The 15902-nt window shown below is 64.7% G+C and carries 14 protein-coding genes and 1 other annotated feature; of the genes, 10 read left to right on the plus strand and 4 right to left on the minus strand.

Features of this window, described 5'->3' with window-relative positions; translation table 11 throughout:
• The first annotated feature begins 256 nt into the window (after positions 1–256).
• The 5 genes from wrbA to EG885_RS15665 all read left to right on the plus strand — a co-directional run bounded on the left by wrbA (position 257) and on the right by EG885_RS15665 (position 5762).
• Entirely contained in the window at positions 257–856 is a 600-nt protein-coding gene (gene wrbA, locus EG885_RS15645) for an NAD(P)H:quinone oxidoreductase (RefSeq protein WP_131576278.1), read from the plus strand.
• Between the two features lie 24 nt (positions 857–880).
• On the plus strand, positions 881–1567 hold the full coding sequence (locus EG885_RS15650; RefSeq protein ID WP_131576280.1) for a hydrolase: 687 nt from the start codon (positions 881–883) through the stop codon (positions 1565–1567).
• A gap of 70 nt (positions 1568–1637) precedes the next feature.
• On the plus strand, positions 1638–3497 hold the full coding sequence (locus EG885_RS15655) for an amidohydrolase (RefSeq protein WP_131576282.1): 1860 nt from the start codon (positions 1638–1640) through the stop codon (positions 3495–3497).
• 36 nt (positions 3498–3533) lie between these two features.
• Positions 3534–3914, plus strand: a complete 381-nt coding sequence (locus EG885_RS15660; RefSeq protein WP_131576284.1) for a DoxX family membrane protein — start codon at positions 3534–3536, stop codon at positions 3912–3914.
• 249 nt (positions 3915–4163) lie between these two features.
• Positions 4164–5762, plus strand: coding sequence for an MFS transporter (locus EG885_RS15665; protein WP_131576286.1), 1599 nt, complete (start codon positions 4164–4166; stop codon positions 5760–5762).
• 216 nt (positions 5763–5978) lie between these two features.
• On the opposite strand, the gene EG885_RS15670 is transcribed toward EG885_RS15665, so the two are convergent.
• From EG885_RS15670 to EG885_RS15680, 3 genes are all read right to left on the minus strand, one after another.
• On the minus strand, positions 5979–7502 hold the full coding sequence (locus tag EG885_RS15670) for a ring-cleaving dioxygenase (protein WP_341352766.1): 1524 nt from the start codon (positions 7500–7502) through the stop codon (positions 5979–5981).
• Between the two features lie 17 nt (positions 7503–7519).
• Positions 7520–8164: a glutathione S-transferase family protein gene (locus tag EG885_RS15675; protein WP_131576290.1), complete on the minus strand. Its 645-nt coding sequence runs from the start codon at positions 8162–8164 to the stop codon at positions 7520–7522.
• Positions 8165–8194: 30 nt separating this feature from the next.
• Positions 8195–8254 (minus strand) — a sequence feature (DnaX frameshifting element).
• 50 nt (positions 8255–8304) lie between these two features.
• Positions 8305–9105, minus strand: coding sequence for an alpha/beta fold hydrolase (locus EG885_RS15680; protein WP_207392305.1), 801 nt, complete (start codon positions 9103–9105; stop codon positions 8305–8307).
• A 544-nt stretch (positions 9106–9649) separates the two neighbouring features.
• Here EG885_RS15680 and EG885_RS15685 point away from each other — a divergent pair.
• The 5 genes from EG885_RS15685 to EG885_RS15705 all read left to right on the plus strand — a co-directional run bounded on the left by EG885_RS15685 (position 9650) and on the right by EG885_RS15705 (position 15148).
• On the plus strand, positions 9650–11431 hold the full coding sequence (locus EG885_RS15685) for a monovalent cation:proton antiporter-2 (CPA2) family protein (RefSeq protein ID WP_131576294.1): 1782 nt from the start codon (positions 9650–9652) through the stop codon (positions 11429–11431).
• Entirely contained in the window at positions 11428–11994 is a 567-nt protein-coding gene (locus EG885_RS15690; protein ID WP_131576296.1) for an NADPH-dependent FMN reductase, read from the plus strand. Before EG885_RS15685 ends, EG885_RS15690 begins: the two co-directional genes overlap by 4 nt.
• A gap of 411 nt (positions 11995–12405) precedes the next feature.
• On the plus strand, positions 12406–13236 hold the full coding sequence (locus EG885_RS15695) for an alpha/beta fold hydrolase (RefSeq protein WP_131576298.1): 831 nt from the start codon (positions 12406–12408) through the stop codon (positions 13234–13236).
• A 182-nt stretch (positions 13237–13418) separates the two neighbouring features.
• Positions 13419–14447, plus strand: coding sequence for a homoserine dehydrogenase (locus tag EG885_RS15700; protein WP_131576300.1), 1029 nt, complete (start codon positions 13419–13421; stop codon positions 14445–14447).
• On the plus strand, positions 14444–15148 hold the full coding sequence (locus tag EG885_RS15705) for a glutamine amidotransferase (protein ID WP_131576302.1): 705 nt from the start codon (positions 14444–14446) through the stop codon (positions 15146–15148). Before EG885_RS15700 ends, EG885_RS15705 begins: the two co-directional genes overlap by 4 nt.
• Positions 15149–15312: 164 nt before the next feature.
• On the opposite strand, the gene EG885_RS15710 is transcribed toward EG885_RS15705, so the two are convergent.
• Entirely contained in the window at positions 15313–15768 is a 456-nt protein-coding gene (locus EG885_RS15710) for a cupin domain-containing protein (RefSeq protein ID WP_131576310.1), read from the minus strand.
• Between the last annotated feature and the right edge of the window lie 134 nt (positions 15769–15902).

Genomic DNA, 15902 nt, shown 5'->3' on the forward strand with positions numbered 1-15902 from the left:
GCCAAGAAATGAACCCGATGCGTCCCGACTCTGAGATGCGAACAGCCCAGTTTTGCACGCCTATCTGACCTAAATTATAGAATCCGGCTGCGCGCCGGCAAAAGACAGCAAGTCCAGCACCAACGCAGCAGCCTGAGCGCCGTCGACGCCAAGCGGTTGCGTTAAGGTCCTGCTAAGGCGACCGAACCCGGCCGAGAGCTGACGAAAGTTTAGCATACACAATTAAAGCGAAGTCATAGCTGAGAAGGTTGACACGATGACAAAGGTGCTTGTGCTATATTACTCCTCGTATGGCCATGTCGAAGCGATGAGCGTGGCCGTGGCCAAGGGTGCTGCAGACGTCGCCGGAACGGTGGTGACGGTCAAGCGTGTCCCGGAAATCATGACCTCTGAAGCGGCAGCCGCTGCGGGTTTCAAGACCGAGCAGGCGGCCGAAACCGCGACGCCGTCGGAGCTTGCCAACTACGATGCCATCATCTTCGGGACGCCGACCAGGTTCGGAAACATGGCATCTCAGATGCGCAGCTTCCTCGACCAGACCGGAAAGCTCTGGATGGAAGGGGCGCTGATCGGCAAGGTCGGGTCGGTCTTCACTTCGACCGGCACCGGCGGGGGCAGCGAGACGACGATCACCTCGTTCTGGCACACGCTGGCGCATCACGGGATGGTTATCACCGGGCTGCCCTATTCCAGCGGTGAGCTGACCATCATCAATGAGGTCCGCGGCGGCTCTCCCTATGGCGCAGCAACAATCGCGGGCCCGGACGGTTCGCGCATGCCCAGTGAGACGGAGCTGAAGCTGGCTGCCGATCAAGGGCGGCACGTGGCGAGCCTTGCCGCCAAGCTCAGCAAATAAAACTTTTCTCCGGAGAAAACCACTATGTCAAAGCTTGACGTGCTTACCCCGCAAAACAGCCAGCTTATCTTCATCGATCATCAGCCGCAGATGGCATTCGGCGTTCAGTCAATCGATCGTCAGACACTGAAGAACAATACGGTCGGACTGGCCAAGGCCGCGCGTATCTTCAATATTCCGACGATCATCACTACGGTCGAGACGCTAAGCTTTTCGGGGCACACTTATCCCGAACTGCTGGATGTCTTCCCCGATGCTCCATTGCTGGAGCGGTCGTCGATGAACTCTTGGGACGACCAGAAGGTCCGGGACGCCCTCGCGAAAAATGCAGCCGAGGGCCGCAGGAAGATTGTCGTCGCCGGTCTGTGGACCGAGGTGTGCAACACCACCTTCGCGCTCAGCTGCCTCAATGACACCGACTATGAGATTTACATGGTGGCCGATGCTTCGGGCGGCACCACCCTGGAGGCGCATAACCGCGCCATGGACCGGATGGTGCAGGTTGGTGTTGTTCCGATGACGTGGCAACAGGTGTTGCTTGAATGGCAGAGGGACTGGGCGCGCAAGGAAACCTATGATGCCGTCGTGTCGCTGGTCATGGAACATTCCGGCGCCTATGGCATGGGCATCGATTACGCGGTGACGATGGTGCACAAGGGGCCGCACCGCAGCCAGCATACCGGCGAACGGCTCGATCCCGTCAGCGCATGACGTCGACCGGCAGGCCGCATGACGGCCGCCTGCTCCCCCACCCCCACACACGCGTCAGCCGAGGCCTGCCATGACCGATATGATCCTGCGCAATGGTCGCATCACGACCCTTGATCCAAAGACGCCTGACGCAACCGCCATGTCCATCAAGGACGGTCGCATCGCGGCCGTTGGGTCCGATCATGCGATCATGTCCGGCGCGGATGTGGCAACGCCGGTCATCGACCTGAACGGGCGACGGGTGGTCCCCGGTCTGAATGACAGTCACACCCATCTCATCCGCGGGGGCCTCAGCTACAATATCGAGCTGCGTTGGGAAAACGTCCCATCGGTGGCCGATGCCCTGGCCATGCTGCGGCGTCAGGCGGCCAACACCCCTGCGCCCCAATGGGTGCGCGTCGTCGGTGGCTGGTCCGAGTTCCAGTTCGCCGAGCGCCGCATGCCCACGCTGGAGGAGATCAACGAAGCAGCGCCCGATACGCCGGTCTTTGTGCTGCACCTTTATTCCCGCGCCCTGCTCAACCGCGCGGCGCTGCGCGTCCTGGGCATCGGGCGCGAGACGCCGTCGCCCCCGGGTGGCGAGATCGAGCGGGACTCGCGCGGGAACCCGACCGGCATGCTGATCGCGCGGCCGTCGGCGCTGATCCTCTATTCCACGCTGGCGCAGGGGCCGAAGCTGCCCGTGGACGACCAGATCAACTCGACGCGCCATTTCATGCGCGAGCTGAACCGCCTTGGGGTCACCAGCGTCATTGATGCCGGCGGCGGGGGCCAGAACTATCCCGAGGATTACGACGTCATCCGCCATCTCCATCAGGAGGGGCAGATGACGCTGCGCATCGCGTATAACCTGTTCGCCCAGAAAGCCGGGCAGGAGCTGTCCGACTATGAACGCTGGATCGGGATGACCGCACCCGGCGCGGGTGACGCGATGTTGCGCATGAATGGCGCGGGCGAGAACCTTGCCTGGTCCGCTGCCGATTTCGAGAACTTCCTTGAGCGGCGACCCGAACCCGGCCCCGTCATGGAGGTCGAGCTTGAGAAGATCGTCGAGCTTCTTGCCGAGAATGAATGGCCCTTCCGCATTCACGCGACCTATGACGAGACGATCGACCGGTTTCTGACGGTGTTCGAACGGGTGAACGGTCGGGCCCCCTTCAAAACCCGCTTCATCATCGATCACGCCGAAACGGTCAGCGCCCGGAACATCGAGCGGATCCGTGCCCTTGGCGGAGGCATCGCAACCCAGCACCGCATGGCCTTTCAGGGCGAGTATTTCGTGGACCGCTATGGCGCCGAGGCTGCACGCGCGACACCTCCGATCCGCGAGATGCTGAAGGTCGGCCTGCCCGTGGGCGGTGGCACCGACGCCACACGCGTGGCAAGCTATGATCCATGGGTCGCGCTGCACTGGCTGACGACGGGCAAGACCGTCGGCGGCCTGCAACTTTTCGACGACGCGCATCTGCTGACACGCGAGGAAGCGCTGGCGATCTGGACCACCGGATCGGCTTGGTTCTCGGGCGAGCAGGATCAGAAGGGGCGGTTGATGCCTGGCATGCACGCCGATCTGGCCGTGCTGTCCGCAGACCTTATGTCGGTCGAGGATGCCGCCATCCGGTCGATTACCTCGGTCCTGACCATGCTTGGCGGCCGCGTCGTTTTCGCGGATGCCGAGTTTGCCGATCTGGACCCGCCCCTGCCGCCGCCCAGCCCGTCATGGTCGGTCAACGCCACCTTCGCAAGTCCGGGCCAGCGCGCCAGCGCGCGTGAGCCAGCCGCCATGCAGATGCGTGCCTGTTCGGACGGATGCGCCAATTCCTGCGGGCTGCACGGTCATGATCATGGGATCGCCTGGACAAATCCGCTGCCGGTACAGGACCTGCGCAGTTTCTGGGGAGCGCTTGGATGCTCGTGCTTTATGGCGTGAGCCGTGCAGCCATCTGACGCGAGAAAGGCAGAGAGAATGACGACAGTTGACGATGCGCTGATAACCGTTGCGGCGGTCCTGGTGACGGCTCCGTACTGGATCAGCGCGGGGCTGAAGATGTGGTGGTTCCGCGCAACAGTCGCCGAGATGCAGGGTCTGGGCCTTGAGCATGCGCGAGCAGTCGCCGGTGCCACGATCGCGACACAGGCCTTTGGCTCGGCCTTGCTCGTTCTTGGCGTCCTGCCGCTCGTCGGGCTTTTGGCGCTTTCGGTGTTCACCATTGCTGCATCATCTCTCGGGCACGCATTCTGGCGCCTGCCCGCCGGTGAGCGGCTGATGGGTGCGAACGGGTTTCTTGCGAATGTCGGGCTTCTGGGCGGCCTGCTTTCTGTGGCTTTGCTCCACCGTCTGTCGTGAAAGGACGGTCCATGGCCGACATAAGAAATGCCCATGTTCCGCGTCCGGACAGGGACCGCGACAAGGCACATGTCGAGGGCGTTTGCCGGACTGGCGCACCGACGTTCTGGCCTCTCGCTGTGCAGCCTCGGCTGCGCCGACAGCAGGCGGGACGAAAGACGTCAGGGCCCGTCGGCGGGGCAGGGGACCTGACCCCGCTTCGGTCGTTCGACCAAATCCATGCCACCAATCACTGTAAGGATATGGCCGATGTCATCCACTGGTAACGCTGCCGCGAAAGCCAACCCGTTCGCGCCTTTCGCCCATCGCGCCTTCGTGCTTCTCTGGACGGCGGCGTTGATTTCGAACATCGGTACATGGATGCACGAGGTCGGCGCAGGCTGGCTCATGACCGAGCTTAGTCCGTCTCCGGCGGTCGTCACACTCGTGCAGGCCGCGACCAGTCTGCCGATCTTTCTGTTCGTGCTTTTCGCAGGAGCGCTGGCCGACCGGCTGGACAAGCGGCGAATGCTGATCGTGATCAACCTGCTGCTTTTCGTGGTTATTGCGGTGCTCGCCGTTCTTGTCCGGGCCGATCGCGTGACGCCGACGGTGTTGCTTCTCTTCACCGTGGTGATCGGAACCGGCGCGGCCTTCATGGCGCCTGCCTGGCAGGCCGTTGTGCCGACGCTGGTGCCGCGGTCAGAACTGCGCGCCGCCATCGGCCTGAATTCGATGGGCATCAACGTCAGCCGCGCCATCGGTCCTGCTATCGCGGGCATCCTGATCGCCTCGGTCGGTCTGGCCGCGCCCTTCGCGCTGAATGCCGCCAGCCACCTGATCATCATCGCAGCCCTGATCCTGTGGCGGCCCGAGGTTCCGGTCGTGGCGAAGCGCAGGCACTTGCCCATCCTGCAAGAGATGGCGACGGGCCTGCGTCATGTGCGTCACAATAAGCCGATGCTGCAGACGCTTGGCCGCGCCTTTGCGTTCTTCATCTCGGCATCGGCATTCTGGGCGATGATGCCGCTTGTCGCGCGCGGGGCGGATGACGCCGGTTCCTCGTTGTACGGCTTTCTGGTGGCGACGGTGGGCGTCGGCGCCGTTCTCGGGGCGTTGGGTCTTCCTTACCTGCAGGGTCGTCTCGATTCGCATCGGGTCGTGCAACTCGGCACATTGATGACCGCAACCGCCCTCCTGGCCTTCGCGTCCTCGACAGCCAGCGCAGTGATCATACCCGGCGCGTTCCTGGGCGGCGTGGCCTGGATCCTCGTTCTGACCTCGGTGAACGTCTCGGCCCAAATGGCCTTGCCGGACTGGATCCGTGCCCGAGGCCTTGCAGTCAATCTCATGGTCTTCTACGGGGCGATGTCGGCAGGATCGCTGATCTGGGGGCAGGTCGCCAGCCGGCTTTCGGTCGGCAGCGCGCTTTTCGCTGCGGCCATTGGCCTTGTCGTCGGGCTGATCGTGACCCGGAAGGTCATGCTTGGCACGGCCGATGATGTAGACCTTGCGCCCGCCAATGCCTGGCCCGAGGCGCCGCCCCTTGCCGAAGGAGACAGCGACGACGCTCCTGCCGTGGTCATGATCCAGTTCCAGATCTCGCCCGCAGACAAGGCGGCCTTCGTTGAGGCCGCCTACAAGGTCTCGGCCGAGCGGTATCGCGACGGCGCGACGCGGTGGGACCTGATCCATGACGTGACCGACCCGGCCAGCTGGATCGAAGTGTTCCACCTGCCCAGCTGGGCCGAACACCTGCAGCAGCATGCCCGCACGACGGTTTCAGACACAGAGTTGCATGACGCTTTACGGGCCTTCGATCAGCGGCCTGAGGGTCCGGTGGTCAGGCATTTCATCGCCTCCACCTGACGGACGGGCGGGCAGATCGGCGCAGCATCCTCAGTCATGTGGCCTGACGCCTGCCGCCCGGTCCCGCCCTGCCAGTGGGACGCGCAATCGCGCGCGAAAACGCCGGGCTGCCTGGAAGCGGCGGCCCGGTACCGGACTTGCTGACCCAAAAAGGGGGCGGGGCTGAAGCCTCTCGATGCGTTGTGCGGCGGGGAAGGCTTGCCCCCGTGGCCGCGATCAGGTGGCTTGGGCTTCCGCGTTGATCGCAAAATGCTGCCGAAGCCATCTCCCCGCCTCCTCGACATCCGCATCCGTCAGGAGGTGGCCTGCCGAAAGCAGGCGCCGCTCCGCTGCGGCCCCATGCGCCGTCAGGCGGTCCGCCAGAGCGGACATGTCACCGACGAGAAAGTCGTCTTGGCCCGCAAGCGCCAGCACCCGCGTCCCGGCAAGATCCACCGCCCCTGAGGTTTGCAGAACGTCCTTGCCGCGCATGAGGATGACATGCCGCAAAAGGCCCGGATGGAGCCGGAGGACGGTCGCCAGAAAGCTTGCTCCGTTGGAATAGCCGAGGAAGGTGATCCGGCGCATGTCCAGCCCATATCCGGCCGCCGCAAGTTCAACAAACGCGGCAAAGGCATCGGCCTCGTGGCCGAGGTCCTCCAGATCGGCGGTCCGGTAATTCACGCGGCGAAACCAGCGGTTCGTTCCCTCTTCGGTCGCCCTGCCGCGCACGCCCAGCAGCATGGCGCGCGGGGCGATGCGACGCGCGATGGGCATCAGGTCGGCCTCGCTGCCGCCGCTGCCATGCAGCAGGACCAAGGTGGTGCCATCGGGGTCGTCCGGCTGGTTGAAGCGGTGGACGAAGGGCAGCTTGCGCGTCGGCATCCGTTCCTCGCCCGGCATGGCGAATTGCGGCAGCATGGCCCTGATGTCGTCCGCTCGCGCCCGCTCGCCCGGCGGGATCTGCAAGGTGCGGCCAAGATCTTCCGGCGCCTCGTCCACGGTCATGCCGGGCCCGTCAGTGGCATATTCCATCAAAATATCGGCGGGGTCGCGAACATAGAGCGACAGGAAGTAGTGCCTGTCGTGAACCTCGGTCGCTCCGTGGGATTTCAGCGATTGCTGCATCACGAGCAACGCATCCGCATCATGCGCCCGGAAGGCGACATGGTCCGGTACCCCGGCGCCCGGCACGGAGGGCACGAAACCCGACAGCTCCCGTACGTCGACCACGTCGGTGTCCGAGATCATGCGCTGCGTCGCGCCGTCCCGTTCACCATAGCTGTAGCCGAAGCGCGTGATGAACTCGGCCGTCAGCGCGCCCTGATCCGACAGAACCGTGACGCCCCGCACCCTGACAGGCCCATGCGCCCGGGGCGCCGGGGTCGTCATTTCGATGCCGACAAGCTTGACGGTCATGCCATCCGGGTCCTTAAGCCGCAGCACCGGCTCTCCGAACTCGCAGGACGGCCCCTCGAACGCGACCTTGGCGGTCAGGGCCTTCGTCAGCCAATCGCCCAGAGAGTGCGGCGGCACGGCAAGCGCCACTTCCAGAACCTGTCCCAGACCGGTCCGCCCACGCCCGGTTGTTTCCCACACAAGAAAGGTCAGCAGCGAGCCGGGTGAACCCAGCTCGTCGCCATAAACGAGGTGCAACTGCTGATCATCCGCATAGCCCGCCGTCTGCTTGACCAGCCTGAGGCCAAGGAAGCCTGCATAGAAATCGACATTGGCCTGCACATTGGCGGTGATGCCGGTCACGTGGTGGATCCCGCTGATCACGCCGGCGCGGCCGCTGTCGATCGTTTGGCCGCCTCGCGTGCAAGAACCCGCTGAACGGCCGGATCGGCGGCAAGCCGGTCATGCAGCGCCTGGAGGTGAGGGTAGTTCGTCACGCCATCGGGCAGCAGCTTGGCGGCCCACCGGATCATCGGAAACGCGTAGGCGTCGATGACCGACCGTTCGCGGCCAAGGATGTAATCTCGCCCTTCAAGGTGGCCATTCAGGACATCGAACTGCTTTTCCACCAGCTTGTGACCTGCGGCAACGACCGCCTTCTTTGCCGCCTCGCCGCTGTCGGTCGTGTAGCGGTAGGGCATGAAGACCGGCCAGAACGCGGAATGAACGTCCGAGGTCAGGAAGGACGACCAGCGATGCGCCTCAGCCCGGTCGCGAAGCCCATCCCCTCCGCCGAGGCGAGCCTCGGGATGCTTGGACGCCAGATAGTCGAGGATCGCCCCGGCCTGCGTCAGGATCCAGCCGTCATCCTCGCGAAGCGTCGGCACGGCGCCAGCCGGATTGACGGCAAGCAACTCGTCAGAGCCGTATTGCACTCTGACAGCCGTGTAGGGCGCGCCGATCCATTCAAGGACAATATGGGGCGCCAGCGAGCAGGCCCCGACGGCATAGTAGAGTGTGGTCATGGTAATATCAGTCCTTTTTTATACGATGCGACGGTCCGGCAGCGGGCGTTCAGCCGCTGCCGGATCGCTTTTCTTCTGCTGCGCCCCGCGTCCTCGACAGGCGCGTCGGGGTGCCCAATGGCAGGCCCGGCGACCGCGGATCACTCTGACGCGGCTGGCGTGACGGCGGAGTCGCCCCCGTCGGCAGCTTGGGCCGCGCCACGTGCCGCCGCATCGATCACATCCGCGACGGCTTTGGGTTGCGTCAGGAACACGACATGGCTGCCCGGAACCTCGGTCGTCTCGGCGCCGATCCGGCGGGCGGTGCTGCGAAGCAGGTCGGGGGCAATGGCACCATCCTCTGTCGCGACGACATACCAGCTGGGCTTGCTTTGCCACGCGGCCACGGTCACCGGTGCCGCAAGCGCGGCCATGGCGATCGGCACTTGTGCGTCGCGGAGGAAAGCCGCGTCGGCCTCGTCGGTGTCGGCGGCGAACCCGTCCCGAAAACGATCGGCCTTCAGGTAGGCAAAGCCGTCCGGCTGCTCTTCGGGCACGAAATTGGGGGGCGGAGGGATCTCGGAATACTGATCGAGCGTCGACTGGCCAATCTCGGGGGCAAAGGCGGCCACATAGACCAGGGCCACGACCTTCGGGTCGGTGCCGGTTTCGGTGATGACACTGCCGCCGTAGGAGTGGCCGACCAGAACCACCGGGCCGTCCTGTCGGTTCAGCACCCGCCGCGTGGCCGCGACGTCGTCGTCGAACGACGTCAGCGGATTCTGCACGATGGCGACCGAATAGCCGCGGGCGGAGAGGTCGTCATAAACGCCGCGCCAACCGGATCCGTCGGCGAAAGCGCCATGGACCAACACGATGTTGCGGGCGGGCCCGGCATGGGCGTCGATGGCGAGGGTGCCCGCGCCCGCCGCAGCCGCGATGTCTTCTGGTGACTTGGTCACAGTGCTTTCCTTTCTCGGGAGGTGCCGCATTCGCGGACACCGTTGAATGATGATGACCGGACGGCTTGTGCGGCCGGGCCGAGAAGCTGCCTGCCCGCCGCCTGCGCCGCGCCGGACCACAGCCGGTGCGGAACGGTCGTCTCGACCTGACCTTTGCTCATCGGGTCCAGATGCTCGGCCGCTTGCGTCGTCCATTTCTAGCGGGACCTCCGGGCCGCCGCGGCGCGCGGGTTGCCGCCTTGGTGCCGATCTTGCTGCCTTCCGCATCGACAGGCTGGACAGCCGCGGAAAGCTTTGGAAGATGGCGAGGAGGTCGTGGGTATGACGTAGGTTGCATTGTCGGATGCGGAGCTCGCCAAGCCCTGAAGGCCATTTCGCATGTGCGCTTTTGCAGCGCGGCACCTCGGGGCAAAAACAACAGGCGGCGCCGGTTTGCCAGGCGCATCCTCGGACGCCGCCAGACAAGAACGCAGGCCCGGTCCTGCGGAGGAACAAAGTCGGCCTCGTGCCTGCACAGTGTCGAAAACCGAGGGGAATCAGTTGCATGGCGGCAGAAGGGTTGGGACCGGTCATCGGTCCGGTGGTGGTGCTGATGGGCGCGGCGGTGATCGCGGTGCCGCTGTTCCGGCGCCTCGGGCTGGGATCGGTGCTGGGTTACTTCGCCGCCGGGGCGCTGGTCGGCCCGTCGGTGCTGGGACTCTTTTCGGACCCGGAGACGATACTCCATTTCGCCGAGTTGGGCGTGGTGATGTTCCTCTTCGTCATCGGGCTCGAGCTGCGACCGCAGAAGCTGTGGGCGCTCAGGGGGCAGATCTTTGGGCTGGGCCTCGCGCAGGTCTGCGTCGCCATCGCTCTGCTGACGCTGGCCGGTGTCACCATCTTCGCCCTGCCACTCGTCACTGCCTTCATCGCGGGCGCGGGGTTCGTCCTCTCCTCGACAGCTGTCATCATGTCCACGCTTCAGGACCGGGGTGAGCTGGCCAGTCCCGAGGGGCAGAAGGCGGTCTCGATCCTCCTTTTCGAGGATTTGCTGATCGTGCCTCTGCTGGCGCTCGTGGCGCTGCTCTCGCCCATCGGGCAGGGCGGGTCGGGCGGCAGCGCCGTCGTTCTGGCCCTGTCAGGGCTGGCCGCGCTGCTGGTGGCGGGGCGGTGGCTGCTGGACCCGTTCTTTGCGCTGCTCGCCCGCGCCCGGGCTCGCGAGGTCCTCAGCGCCGGTGCCCTGCTGGTCGTCCTGGGCGCCGCTCTTTTGATGGAGAGCGTGGGGCTGTCGATGGCGATGGGCGCCTTCCTTGCCGGCGTGCTCCTCTCCACCTCCGGCTATCGCCACCAGATCGAGAGCGACATTGAGCCGTTCAAGGGCCTGCTGATGGGGCTTTTCTTCCTGGCCGTCGGCATGTCGCTGGACCTTTCCATTGTTGCCGCGGAATGGCCGCTGCTGCTGGCGATGCTGGTGGTCTATGTCCTTGTGAAGGGGCTGGCGATCTATGCCACGGCCCAGGCCTTCGGCAGCGCGACCCTGCCGGCCCTGCGCCGCACCGTGATGTTCGCGCAGGGCGGCGAGTTTGCCTTTGTCCTTTATACCGCCGCGCTGTCGGGCGGGGTCATCGCTGCGCGCGAGAACGCGATCTTCTCGACTGTCGTGATCCTGTCCATGGCAATCACGCCGCTGATCCTGCTGGCTGCCGACCGGCTGCTGCGTGCGCCCGATGCCGCGCTGGACGGGGTAGAGGCCGCGGACGGGCTGCGCGGGCAGGTCCTGGTAATCGGCTTTGGCCGCTTTGGCCAGATCGCCCTGCAGATGCTGCTGGCGCGGGGCGCACAGGTCTCGGTGATCGAGAACAACCCCGACCGCATCCGCGAGGCCGCCCGCTTCGGCTTCAAGGTCTATTACGGCGACGGCACCCGGCTGGACATCCTGCGCAGCTCGGGGGCGGCACATGCGCAGCTGATCATGATCTGCATCGACGACCGCCGCGCCGTCGGCGCCATCGCGGAGCTGGTCCGGCACGAGTTCCCGAACGCCGCCGTTCTGGCGCGCAGCTACGACCGCGACCATTCGATGGAGCTGATCCGCGCGGGCGTCGATTACGAGATCCGCGAGACGGTCGAATCCGCCCTGCTGATGGGCGCCGAGAGCCTGCGTCGCCTCGGGCTGGACGAGGCTTCGGTGACCGAGGCGCTGGAGGATGTCCGCCGCCGCGACCGTCAGCGGCTGACCGAGCAGGTGCAGGGCGATATCATGTCGGGGCGCGACAATTTGCTGATCGCGCCTGTGCCAGAACCGCTGATTGCCCCGAAATCGCGCGTGCAGGGAGACATTCAATGACAATCAAGATACTCGGCCTCAGCGGCAGCCTGCGGCGCGCTTCGTACAACACCGGCCTGCTGCGCGCAGCCACCGAGTTGCTGCCCGAGGGCGCCACGCTGCAGATCGGTTCGATCCGCGAGGTGCCGCTTTACGATGGCGATCTGGAGCAGGCCGAGGGACTGCCGCCCTCCGTCAGGACGCTGCAAGCGCAGCTTGACGCAGCCGACGGTGTCCTGCTGGTCACGCCGGAATACAACAACGGCATCCCTGGCGTCTTCAAGAACGCCATCGACTGGATGTCGCGTGGGCCCGGCGTGCAGATGTGGGTGGGCAAGCCCGTCGCGGTCATCGGCGCATCACCCGGCGGGTTCGGGACCATGATGGCGCAGAACCATTGGCTGCCCGTGCTTCGCACCCTCAAAGCGGATCTCTGGGCCGGGGGGCGGCTGATGGTTTCGCGGGCGGGCGATCTGTTCGATGCCGAGGGCAACCTGACCGACACGGGCAGTCGCGACCGGCTTGCCGCATTCATGGGCTGCTTTCTGTCTCAAGGCATCGCTCCGGCCCGCCAGCGCGGCTGATCGCCGCATCGCCTCGCAGGCGGGATGCACCTGGCGCAAGAGCGGGGCTGGCCGACAGTGGTGGTCCGTGGCTTGTTCCGATGCCGGTTTTGCGGATCATGCCGCCTTGGCCGCAGAGACGCCCCGCATCGGCAGGGCCCTCAATCGGGCGCAAGATCGGCACCCTGGCAGCAGGCGATACAACGCGGCCAGCGGCAGCATCCCATATTGTGGGAAGCAACCAGGAAGGACGTCGTTCGATCCTGCGGATGCCTGCAAATGTGAGGTTCGCACATGAATTCCATCGCCCGCCCGGATCAGCCAGCTTTGACCCGACGCAACGTACTCTCCACTGCAGGAGCCCTCGCGGTCGCTCTCGTGACGCCCTTTCCCGGACTTGCCCAAACCTCGTTGCCCATAGGAGATCTTACAATGGCCTTTTTCACCACCTCGGACGGCACCCGTCTTTTCTACAAGGACTGGGGTCCGAAAGATGCGCAGCCTGTCATGTTTCACCATGGCTGGCCCCTCAGCTCCGATGACTGGGACAGCCAGATGCTGTTCTTTCTGGCCGGAGGTTACCGCGTCATCGCTCATGACCGCCGCGGCCATGGCCGGTCAGACCAGACGGACACCGGCAACGAGATGGATACATACACCGCTGACGTCGCGGAGCTTGTCGAATCGCTCGATCTTCGCGACGTCATTCATATCGGACATTCCACCGGTGGCGGAGAAGCGGCCCGCTATGCGGCGCGGGCCGAGGTTGGCCGGGTCGCCAAGGTCGTGCTGATCGGCGCGGTGCCGCCGGTGATGGTGCAGTCCGACAAGAACCCGGACGGTATTCCTCTGGAGGTCTTCGACGGCTTCCGCACAGCGCTGACGGCGAACCGGGCTCAGTTCTTTCTGGATGTCGCAAGCGGGCCGTTCTACGGCTTCAACCGCGATGGCGCCTCGGTCAGTCAGGGGCTAATCGGGAACTGGTGGCGTCAGGGCATGGCCGGTGGCGCGAAGGCGCATTACGATTGCATCGCCGCGTTCTCGGAAACGGATTTCACCGAGGATCTCACTGCCCTCAATGTGCCGGTGCTGTTCATGCATGGGGAAGACGATCAGATCGTCCCAATCGGCAATTCGGCGCACAAAGCGATTAAGCTTGTCCGCGACGGCACGCTGCGGACCTATCCGGGCCTGTCGCACGGGTTGTTTGCCACGCATCCTGACGTGGTGAACCCAGACCTGCTGGCCTTCGCTGCCAAGTAATCTGGCCGCCATGGCTAGTGGCGAGCGATATCTTGGGACCATCGACGTCCCTAGGTATCCTCGTCCGGGCCGGCTCGACCCGCCGCAAGGCGGATTAACCTGAGGGCCGATCCGTTGTCATGTCCTGCGGAGGATCAGATGCATAAAAGCGTTGCTCAAACCGAAACGGAAGAACAGGCCACATGCTGACCTACAAAGTCGCCATTGCCGGTTTCGGAGGCGTCGGACGCGCCACGGCCGACCTTCTTCTGGCAAGAAGACCGTGCTACCTTCAGACCTATGGGGCTGACGTCCGTCTCGTCGCGGTCTGCGGGTCGCGCAGCGGACTGATCGACACTGAAGGTCTGGAAGCCGACCGGCTATCCGCGCTTCCGCCCGCGCTGACCGGACCGGACTTTATCGTCGCAAGCGGGGCCGACATCCTGATCGAAGCGGGGCCGACCGACTTTCGCACCGGGGGGCCGGGCCTGTCCTATATCCGTGCAGCCTTGGCGGCCGGAACGGACACGATTGTCATTTCCAAAGGGGCGCTCGTCCATTCCGGCAATGAGCTGCGCCAGATTGCGATGACCTCGGGCGCCATGTTGAAACTCAGCGGCGCTGCGGCAGCAGCCTTGCCGACCATCGATCTTGTCGAGCACAGCCTGAAAGGCTGCGAGGTGCTTGAGGTGGAGGGGATCCTGAACGCGACCACCAACTATCTGCTCGACGTCATGATGACGAACGGCCTGGACCTGGAGACCGCCTTGCGCGACGCACAGCGCGGCGGCTTTGCCGAAGCCGATCCCCGCAACGATACGGAAGGCTGGGACACGGCCTGCAAGCTGCTGATCCTTGCGAATTTCGGTCTCGATGCAGATCTGACGATGAACGACCTGATCGTCGAGGGCATCCATTCCGTCACCCCGGCGCATCTGAAGGCGTGGCAGCAGGGCGGAGTCGTGCCGAAGCTTGTGGGCCGGATCGGGCGCATCGATGGCTTGCTGTCGGCCAGCGTGGGTATCAGGACCTATCCGCTGTCGCATCCCTTTGCCCTTGTCCGTGGGAAGGACAAGGCGATCCGGATCGTCACGGACGTCATGGGGGAAACCATCGCGATCGGCGCCGGGAAAGAGCCGCTTGCCACGGCGGCTGCGGCCCTGAAGGATCTCGAGCATATTCTGGCGGCCCGCGCCGCCGTGTCCCGATCAATCCAAAGGACATCATCATGATCCGGCGAAGATTACAGGCCGTCCGCCATGTCGGGTTCGAAGACCTCGGCAGTTTTGAAGCCAACTTCCGAGACGCCGGCTATGACGTCGACTATCTGGATGTGGCGAGCCGTGACCTGATCGCCGTCGATCTGCTGGAGGCCGATCTGCTTGTGGTTCTGGGCGGTCCGATCGGCGTTAACGATCAGGAAGCCTATCCCGTCGTCACCCAAGAGCTTGATCTTCTGAAGGTCCGGCTTGGCGCGGACCGACCGACCATGGGCATCTGCCTTGGCGCGCAACTCATGGCGGCGGCGCTTGGGTCGCGGGTCTATCCGGGCCCGAGCAGGGAGATCGGCTGGTCCATCCTCGACCTGCCCGCCGGGCGGGATCCCAACCCCCTGCGCGCGCTGGAGGGCGTTCCCGTCCTGCATTGGCACGCAGACACTTTCGATCTGCCCGACGATTGCGCGCGCCTAGCCTCGACAGCGATCTGCCGCAATCAGGCGTTCTCGCGCGGTCCGAACATCCTCGGTCTCCAGTTCCATCCCGAACTGGCTGCTGCGCGTTTCGAACATTGGCTTCTGGGCCATGCCAGTGAGCTGGCCACCGCAGGGATCAGCCCGGTTGCCCTTCGGCAGGAGACGCAACTTTATGGAAAGCGGCTGGAAATCGCCAGCGCGGCGCTTCTTCGCGACTGGCTCACACTGATCGAGCATTAATGCCGGCGGCGGGTCGGGACGCTGGAATGCCGCCACAGGCCGCGGGCGCGCGCACCCTGTCGAACAGGAATCGGTTCAGCCGTATCCGCAGGCCTGAACCGGAACGCTGTCGTCGAACAGGGGATGCTGGCGCGGCCTGTGGAAACGGCGCCGGGGCGCGCAGGTCAAGCACCCGATTGCGGTGTCCAATCCGGCGGCGCCAGTTCGAACTGATCGAAAAGAAAGCCCGGGGCCACGGTACAGCCGACCAGGCTCCAGGCCCCAAGCGGTTCCGCCATCTGCCACCAGCCCCTCGGCACGACGATCTGGGGGCGTTGACCGGAACCGATATCGGGACCGAGAACATGGTGTGTTCCGTCTTTGCCATCAGCCGACATGGTCAGGCGCAGCGCGTCCCCCGCATAGAAATGCCAGATTTCCACGGCGTCCCTGACACGATGCCAGTGTGAACGCTGTCCGGCTGAAAGAAGATAATAGATCGCGGTCGAATGGCCGCGTGGCGACCCGCCATCGTCGCGGAAAGTTTCCGCATACCAGCCACCTTCGGGATGGGGCGTCAGGCCAAGTGTCGCGATGACGTCTTCGGCAGATTGTACGCCGTTCGTTCGGCCTGTGGTCAAGGTGTCAGTAAGCGACGGCTGAACCCCACATTGCTCGGCTGACGCGCTGCTGCGAAGTCTTTTCCATCGACCGGTGGGAGTGCGTTTCGCAATGTGTGCCAAGAATTCGTTTCTCGCGTCTCTGGGCGTCGAGA

Origin of the sequence: Paracoccus nototheniae (genome assembly GCF_004335005.1) — a bacterium.
Lineage (GTDB): Bacteria > Pseudomonadota > Alphaproteobacteria > Rhodobacterales > Rhodobacteraceae > Paracoccus > Paracoccus nototheniae.

Excerpts from the sequence above, each read along its gene's own strand:
- EG885_RS15690 (WP_131576296.1), top strand. The coding sequence starts at position 11,428 with ATGACAATCAAGATACTCGGCCTCAGCGGCAGCCTGCGGCGCGCTTCG.
- wrbA (WP_131576278.1), top strand. The coding sequence starts at position 257 with ATGACAAAGGTGCTTGTGCTATATTACTCCTCGTATGGCCATGTCGAA.
- EG885_RS15650 (WP_131576280.1), top strand. The coding sequence starts at position 881 with ATGTCAAAGCTTGACGTGCTTACCCCGCAAAACAGCCAGCTTATCTTC.
- EG885_RS15695 (WP_131576298.1), top strand. The coding sequence starts at position 12,406 with ATGGCCTTTTTCACCACCTCGGACGGCACCCGTCTTTTCTACAAGGAC.
- EG885_RS15660 (WP_131576284.1), top strand. The coding sequence starts at position 3,534 with ATGACGACAGTTGACGATGCGCTGATAACCGTTGCGGCGGTCCTGGTG.
- EG885_RS15665 (WP_131576286.1), top strand. The coding sequence starts at position 4,164 with ATGTCATCCACTGGTAACGCTGCCGCGAAAGCCAACCCGTTCGCGCCT.
- EG885_RS15655 (WP_131576282.1), top strand. The coding sequence starts at position 1,638 with ATGACCGATATGATCCTGCGCAATGGTCGCATCACGACCCTTGATCCA.
- EG885_RS15705 (WP_131576302.1), top strand. The coding sequence starts at position 14,444 with ATGATCCGGCGAAGATTACAGGCCGTCCGCCATGTCGGGTTCGAAGAC.
- EG885_RS15700 (WP_131576300.1), top strand. The coding sequence starts at position 13,419 with ATGCTGACCTACAAAGTCGCCATTGCCGGTTTCGGAGGCGTCGGACGC.
- EG885_RS15675 (WP_131576290.1), bottom strand. The coding sequence starts at position 8,164 with ATGACCACACTCTACTATGCCGTCGGGGCCTGCTCGCTGGCGCCCCAT.
- EG885_RS15685 (WP_131576294.1), top strand. The coding sequence starts at position 9,650 with ATGGCGGCAGAAGGGTTGGGACCGGTCATCGGTCCGGTGGTGGTGCTG.